This is a genomic window from Microvirga aerophila, from assembly GCF_003332305.1.
Taxonomy (GTDB): Bacteria; Pseudomonadota; Alphaproteobacteria; order Rhizobiales; family Beijerinckiaceae; genus Microvirga; species Microvirga aerophila.
Genome location: NZ_QOIO01000118.1, coordinates 1 through 6,056, shown reverse-complemented (window position 1 = coordinate 6,056; position 6,056 = coordinate 1). Strand labels below are relative to the sequence as shown.

8 protein-coding genes are annotated in these 6,056 nt (G+C 58.7%); 4 read left to right on the top strand and 4 right to left on the bottom strand.

The features are described from left to right. Positions 1 to 120: 120 nt before the first annotated feature. Positions 121 to 414: a hypothetical protein gene (locus DRB19_RS28465; RefSeq protein ID WP_114189332.1), complete on the bottom strand. Its 294-nt coding sequence runs from the start codon at positions 412 to 414 to the stop codon at positions 121 to 123. A 438-nt stretch (positions 415 to 852) separates the two neighbouring features. Between DRB19_RS28465 and DRB19_RS31620 the strand changes: the two genes are divergently transcribed. Further along, positions 853 to 975, top strand: coding sequence for a hypothetical protein (locus tag DRB19_RS31620; RefSeq protein WP_276330644.1), 123 nt, complete (start codon positions 853 to 855; stop codon positions 973 to 975). Between the two features lie 56 nt (positions 976 to 1,031). Then, the gene (locus DRB19_RS31615) at positions 1,032 to 1,166 is read left to right on the top strand and encodes a hypothetical protein (protein WP_276330643.1); all 135 of its coding nucleotides are present in this window, start codon (positions 1,032 to 1,034) and stop codon (positions 1,164 to 1,166) included. A 149-nt stretch (positions 1,167 to 1,315) separates the two neighbouring features. On the opposite strand, the gene DRB19_RS28455 is transcribed toward DRB19_RS31615, so the two are convergent. After that, on the bottom strand, positions 1,316 to 1,702 hold the full coding sequence (locus DRB19_RS28455) for a hypothetical protein (protein ID WP_114189330.1): 387 nt from the start codon (positions 1,700 to 1,702) through the stop codon (positions 1,316 to 1,318). 483 nt (positions 1,703 to 2,185) lie between these two features. Between DRB19_RS28455 and DRB19_RS28450 the strand changes: the two genes are divergently transcribed. Both DRB19_RS28450 and DRB19_RS28445 read left to right on the top strand, forming a co-directional pair. Continuing rightward, complete coding sequence (locus DRB19_RS28450) at positions 2,186 to 2,593, top strand: cupin domain-containing protein (protein ID WP_162815934.1); 408 nt, start codon at positions 2,186 to 2,188, stop codon at positions 2,591 to 2,593. A gap of 149 nt (positions 2,594 to 2,742) precedes the next feature. Continuing rightward, positions 2,743 to 4,512: an adenylate/guanylate cyclase domain-containing protein gene (locus DRB19_RS28445; protein ID WP_114189328.1), complete on the top strand. Its 1,770-nt coding sequence runs from the start codon at positions 2,743 to 2,745 to the stop codon at positions 4,510 to 4,512. A gap of 268 nt (positions 4,513 to 4,780) precedes the next feature. On the opposite strand, the gene DRB19_RS28440 is transcribed toward DRB19_RS28445, so the two are convergent. Beyond that, positions 4,781 to 4,966 carry a hypothetical protein gene (locus DRB19_RS28440; protein WP_114189327.1) on the bottom strand — a complete coding sequence of 62 codons (186 nt, stop codon included), beginning with the start codon at positions 4,964 to 4,966 and terminating at the stop codon, positions 4,781 to 4,783. A gap of 244 nt (positions 4,967 to 5,210) precedes the next feature. Next, a complete protein-coding gene (locus tag DRB19_RS28435) occupies positions 5,211 to 5,867 on the bottom strand; it encodes a hypothetical protein (RefSeq protein ID WP_114189326.1) in 657 nt (218 codons plus the stop codon). Between the last annotated feature and the right edge of the window lie 189 nt (positions 5,868 to 6,056).

Genomic DNA, 6,056 nt, shown 5'->3' with positions numbered 1-6,056 from the left:
CTCAATGGGTGAGGCGTCAGGATCGCCTTGCATCAGTGCGCCCCCGCATTCATTCGTCTTGGTCCACTGTCCGTTGTCCGTCTCCAAGCAAGCTGCCGTACAGCCCACCGATCCTGCTGGTCAGTGTGTGAGGTCGGGGTCACGGACCCTGGCCGTGACAGTCAAGCTATAGTGAAGCTCGACCAGACGCTGGATCACAGCTTCGCGCTCTTGCTGATGCCGAGCTTCCAGGTGGTCAGAGAAGCGCTGCTTCAACGTGTCAGGGCCGGATACCTGATAGAGAGCCTCACGCTTGGTCTGGTAGCGGGTCTCCACGGCGGCAAGCGCCGCCAGAGCCGCTAAGATGTCTGAGGTCAGATCATCCGGGTAACCCTGCTCCGGTGCCGCTGAGTTGCCAGTTGCGGTCTGAAGCATCAGAAGCCTCCTCACTTGGCGTGGGTGGACGATTTTACGCCCAGCAGGGCACTGTGCCAAACCGCTTTCTTGCCCGTGCCACTGGGCTCTTTGATGTTCAGGCGCAGAGTTCAGCCCGGCCAGAGCTTGCTGGGTAGCCTTGATCCTGGCGGTTTTACTTGACGGAGGACGATGGGAGGAGGACGATTCCGGTGCTGCTCAGCAGCAGTATGCTGGTCCCGAAACGACCGGCGCAGCTCTCCGAAAGGAGGTTCAACATGGAACCACCTTGGAGCTTAGCCGCGATGACCGCTGCGGCATCCGGACAGGCCACAGCGTAGCGGCTTTCCACGAACGGCAGACCGGGAGCGGCCTCAGGAGCCGCATCAGCAAGGCATGGCTCCACCTAGCCTCTCCCGGCCTTGTACGGCGTGATGCCAAAGCAGCAGGAGGAGAACGATGTTTGACAGCATCACTCCGCGCGCTCACGGAGTAACCGGAGCTATGATTGTCTGGGGCATGGGCAGCGTTGCTGTCACGCTCGCAGCCGTCATGTTCCTCACGGCGGTTCCTGCGCACTGACGCGCTCCTGCCGTAGACCGATTGAACTAACAAGCAGAACTGGTGGGAGGTTCGTGATGCTTGGCTCCAGCATGACGTGGGTGCTGTTCCTGTTTGCGGTTTTACTGCTCGCTTGTGCTCCTGGCCCGATGCGGGCGCAGCCTCAGGCCGATGTGGCTCTGCTGCTGTGGGACGCCAATCCCTGCCGATGAACCTGAGGCTGACAGTGATCCAGGACGAAAAACGATTGAGAAACCATTCTTCGAGGTCCCGCCCGCAGGACCTTCCCTCTCCTACCGCACCCTCTGGCTGCCCCTGCCCCTTCCCTCCGAGACCAACCTCATTCCAAGCCGAGCGTCAATCAGCAGTCCGCACGACCATCCCGGTTGAAGCGCACGAGACGGCCCTTGCAGGCCGCGACCCCCGGCCATTCAACGGTCTGGTGCTGCTGGATGTCCAGCACACACTCGGCAAGAGTGCCGTTGGCATGAAACTCAATCGGATGACCAGAAGCACAGGTGACACCGATTGAGTGCTGCTTGTCCGAATGGTTGGGGTACGCGGTTGCTGCATCGCTCAATATGCAGCCTTTTGGCACCCGTTCGAGGCCGTTGGTCTTCGGCCTAGTACAGTGGATCACCGTCTGCTCGCGGTACATATCAGCCGTAACAGCAGTGAAGCTGTAGGTCTCAGCACCGGCAGCGCCCGCCGCCAGCGCCCCAACCAACCCAAACAGCACCTGTCGCATGTGATTTCCCACGTGTTGTGGAACGCGTGATCAGCGCCTCGATGACGGACAGTAGTGAGGCATGGTCGTTGCCATGATCCTACTCCAGCCGGGACCAAGAGCAACAACGTCGGGCTGTCCAGGGATGCTGCGCACGAACGCCCACAATGGAGATGCCTGCCGAAAAGCAAGCCACACAAGCCTCAGCCACTCGCAGGCCCTGCAAGAGATTAGAAGGAGATATCCGCCCGAACATTGCAGCCTCGTCTGGTCAGAATCTGAACCGCCGACCTGTGAACCTCTCCGGGTTGGGTACATCAGCCCGATCCACTCACGGTCCGGGCGAGCCTTCTCGCACCATACCTATCTTCCCCTGAAAGCCTCGTCGAACTGCCAAGGTTGTTGCAAGTTCTGCCGGTCCAAACCGCTTCGAAGAAGCGCGAGATCAGCAACGACAGCTAGGTTCGTGCTACAATGCCTCTCCCCCACAGGGAGGAACACGATATGAAGAGCATCGTTCTCGGAATCGCCTGTGCGTGTGTTGCCTTGTCGGCCCAGGCGCAGCAGCAATCATCCCCACCGCCCTCACCCTTCGTTCTCAAAGAGGTCACCAGCAACTTCCCAAAGGCAGACCGTCTTGAGGCGCGGGTTGAGACCGCAACCCTCGAACCGGGCAAGTTCGGCGGGTGGCACACCCATCCGACCCCGGTCGTGGTCTACGTGATCGAGGGCACCTTAACAGTCGAGATTAAGGGCAAGGACCCGATTGTCACCAAGGCGGGGGAGGCATACCTGGAGCCGATCAACACGGTGATGCGCGCGACCAACAAGGGCCAGACGCCCTTGAAGTTTGTCGCGTTTCAGGTGAGCCCACCCGAGGTTCCCGACTCACAGCCCGCACCTGAAAACTGAGGATTGTACGATTTGAAGACCCGCTTCGGCGGGTTTTTTCCAGATGGTCTTGGCAAAGCTTGGGCGTCCGATTGCTACCCATTTCAGGTCGAGGCTGGCCGCCATTTCGCCTACAGCAGAATTCGACTCCAAACCGCACAGAGGGTCTGATGAGCCCGCAGGAGCACAAGGTCGAGCGGCGGCTTGCTGCGATCTTCGCGGCGGATGTGGCGGGCTATTCGCGGCTTATGGAACGGGACGAAGTCGGAACCCTCCGGACCTTAACCGCACACCGGGAGATCATGGACCGGCTGATCGCTGAACAGGGCGGGAGGATCGCCAACACGGCGGGCGACAGCGTGCTGGCTGAATTCCCCAGTGCGGTGGATGCCGTCCAGTGCGCTGTAGATGTGCAACAGGCGCTTTCGCAGGCCAACCAAGATACCCCGGAGGAGCACCGCCTTCAGTTCCGGATTGGAGTACACGTCGGCGACGTGATGGTTCGATGCGGCGATCTCTTAGGTGATGGGATCAATATCGCAGCGCGCCTTCAGGGGTTGGCCGATCCAGGGGGAATCTGCGTCTCAGAAGCCGCGTATGGCTACGTTCGCAAGACCCTTTCACTCAGCTTCGCTGACCTCGGCCCCCAGTCGGTGAAGAACATCCATGAGCCAATCAGAGCCTACACCCTCAAGGGGCCTTTGCCGCCCACCACAATGGCAGAGCAGGTTGGGCCTATCCCCCTTCCCGACAAGCCGTCCATTGCTGTTCTGCCCTTCACGAATATGGGCGGCGATCCCGAGCAGGAGTATTTCGCGGACGGCATGACCGAAGATATCATCACAGGGCTCTCGCGCTTGAAATGGCTGTTCGTCATCGCTCGCAATTCTACGTTCAATTACAAATCCAGGGCAGTGGATGTTCGTCAGGTCGCTCAAGACTTTGGCGTTCGGTATGTGCTCGAAGGCAGTATCAGGGTGTCAGGAAATCGCATCCGGGTCACCGGCCAGTTGATCGAGGCTGCAAGCGGCAGGCACATCTGGGCCGAACGCTACGACAGGCAGCTTGATGACGTTTTTGCGGTCCAAGACGAGATCACAGCAAGCGTCGTAGCGGCAATCGAGCCGCACTTATATGCTGAGGAAGGTGCTCGTGTAGCCAGCCAACCTCCTGAGAACATCAGCACGTGGGGCCTCGTCGTCCGCGCTATCGGTTTGATCAGCAAGCTTGGACGCCAAGAAAACGAGGAAGCGCGCTCCCTGCTTGAACGGGCGACTGCCATGGAACCAACCTATGCAAAGGCTCACGCGATCTTGAGTTGGGCCGTGTGGTGGGCCGCATTCAACTACTGGCTTCCTGATGAGCGCGAAGGGGTTGAAGAAGCTCAGAGGCATGCTGAACAGGCACTTGTTCTTGATGCGAGCGAGCCGTGGGCTCGCATGGTGCTGGGCCTTTGTCTCACATCAGATGGACACCATGACCGAGGCTTGCACGAGCTTGAGGCTGCACTTCGGGTGAACCCGAGTTTTGCGTTAGCCCATACAATCTATGGGTGGGCGCTCTCTTGGGCTGGAAAGTTCAATGAAGCCGTGGTGGAGACTCAGACGGCTCTCCGCTTAAGCCCAGCGGATACGTTCCTTAGCTTCTATGAATTCTCCCACGGCTCTGCGCTGCTTGCCGCCCGTCGTTTTGAGGATGCCTTGCCTTGCATCCGCAAGGCTATCGTGGCTTTTCCCGACTTCCCCGCACACTACGCCTTGTTGATTAGCTGCTGCGGGCATCTCGGACTTCGGGACGAAGCAAAAATGCTTTTGGCGCACCGAAACTCTCTTGCTGGCCCGCCGCTTACGGTCAGCCTGAACCGTCACCAAATGCACAAGTTCGCGCACGGCCCGGTATTTGCAGAGGGGTTGATCAAGGCCGGTGTTCCAGAGGGCTAAGTTACCCAAGACAACGCGACATCAGACAAAAGCCGAAGCAGCCAGTCTACATAATCGTACTGATTGAGATCATTCCAAAAGATGGTTGGCCTGAGTATCGCCAGTAGGTATCGGACCTGTACAGCAAGAATGGTCGTAGCTATATTGTGCGCGCTGGACCGGTAGGCGTTCTGGAAGGCTCCTACGATGGACGGCGGGCTCCCATGATATGATGTGGAGGACTAAGCGGCTCCTTAATTACTGGTCTGAGGTCTACACAAAATCGGTTTCACTGCTCCACGTCCTTGGCCTCAGCCGCCGTCCATAACCCCAAAATCACATCAAGGTCTGTGAGCTTGAAAAGCTCTTCCAGAGGCATGCCCGTTGAGAGGCCATATCGAAGCATCTTCTCGCGGGCCTGCTCGAACACCACGACATCCGCCCACTCGGACTGGGCATCGATCAACGCGTCCATTATCCTCCAGACCCTGTGGGAATGGATTGCCCGAACATCACGGTAAACTCCGCAAACTTACGTCCCCGTTCAGTGCCGGAAAAATTAGAACAACCGATAAACAAATCGAATTGCGCATGAGCCTGCCTTTACCATCACTATCATTGGATAGCCTTGGACATGGGGAATGCGTCGAGTTGTACGATACAAATTAGCTCTCGACTGCACGTGTGCAGAGGTGCTGATCAGGGAGCAAATGTTCATCTCACAGACTGATGTGATCTATCCTGTAGAGGTTGGCAACAATCTCCGGAGCAGCACCGCTCTGATGCAACATCCCCGAACGGTCCTGAGTCACCACGGCTTCGTCATAACCCTCGACCAGCAGCACCCAGTCGGCCACGGCGTCTTCACCTCCTCGAAGGGCTGCTTCGCGTGTCGGTGTCCTGCTTCTATCCCGATCCACAATGAGAAGATGAACGGCGCATAGGCCCCGCTGGGCTGCGAGCAACTGCGCTTCGCTGGTCAATACGCCGCGCAGGTGAGCTTCCTGACCCTGTTCAGGAGAGAACCGGACGGTTTGGAGGTACCGACCAGCACCAAATCCGCTCGATGCCTCAACGCGACACAGGCTCCGGTTCATGTTCCTGAGCGCAGGCATCACCTGCTGGGTCCACTCGGAAGGATGGTTCAGGCGCTCCAGGTAGATTTGGGATGTAAACACGTCCGAGACTTTGACTGTGTACAAGATCAGAAACTGAGGCCCAGAGCCCATGACGGAGTACCGGCGACCATGGAGGAAACCAGGGATCGCAAGTCGCTCCTGCATGTGCTCGTGGGAGTGCCAGTCGAGGTACTCGGTCTCGCGGCCCTCCTCCACGTCGTGCCATGCGATCAGCGCCCCCGATCCGGCCCAGCCCATCGGCACCTCCTTGGCAGGTGATCCCCTCGACAGAAACCCTGGCGACACGTACCATTGTAACCGCAATACCGACTGGGTGAAACCCATGCCTCCGCATGAGCAGCGCGTGGAACGGCGGCTGGCCGCGATTCTCGCAGCGGATGTGGCGGGCTATTCGCGCCTCATGAGCCAGGATGAGGTCGGCACCCT

What these genes read in the sequence shown, in the direction of transcription:
- DRB19_RS28465 (WP_114189332.1), bottom strand. Translation starts at nt 414, where the DNA reads ATGCTTCAGACCGCAACTGGCAACTCAGCGGCACCGGAGCAGGGTTAC.
- DRB19_RS31620 (WP_276330644.1), top strand. Translation starts at nt 853, where the DNA reads ATGTTTGACAGCATCACTCCGCGCGCTCACGGAGTAACCGGAGCTATG.
- DRB19_RS31615 (WP_276330643.1), top strand. Translation starts at nt 1,032, where the DNA reads ATGCTTGGCTCCAGCATGACGTGGGTGCTGTTCCTGTTTGCGGTTTTA.
- DRB19_RS28455 (WP_114189330.1), bottom strand. Translation starts at nt 1,702, where the DNA reads ATGCGACAGGTGCTGTTTGGGTTGGTTGGGGCGCTGGCGGCGGGCGCT.
- DRB19_RS28450 (WP_162815934.1), top strand. Translation starts at nt 2,186, where the DNA reads ATGAAGAGCATCGTTCTCGGAATCGCCTGTGCGTGTGTTGCCTTGTCG.
- DRB19_RS28445 (WP_114189328.1), top strand. Translation starts at nt 2,743, where the DNA reads ATGAGCCCGCAGGAGCACAAGGTCGAGCGGCGGCTTGCTGCGATCTTC.
- DRB19_RS28440 (WP_114189327.1), bottom strand. Translation starts at nt 4,966, where the DNA reads ATGGACGCGTTGATCGATGCCCAGTCCGAGTGGGCGGATGTCGTGGTG.
- DRB19_RS28435 (WP_114189326.1), bottom strand. Translation starts at nt 5,867, where the DNA reads ATGGGCTGGGCCGGATCGGGGGCGCTGATCGCATGGCACGACGTGGAG.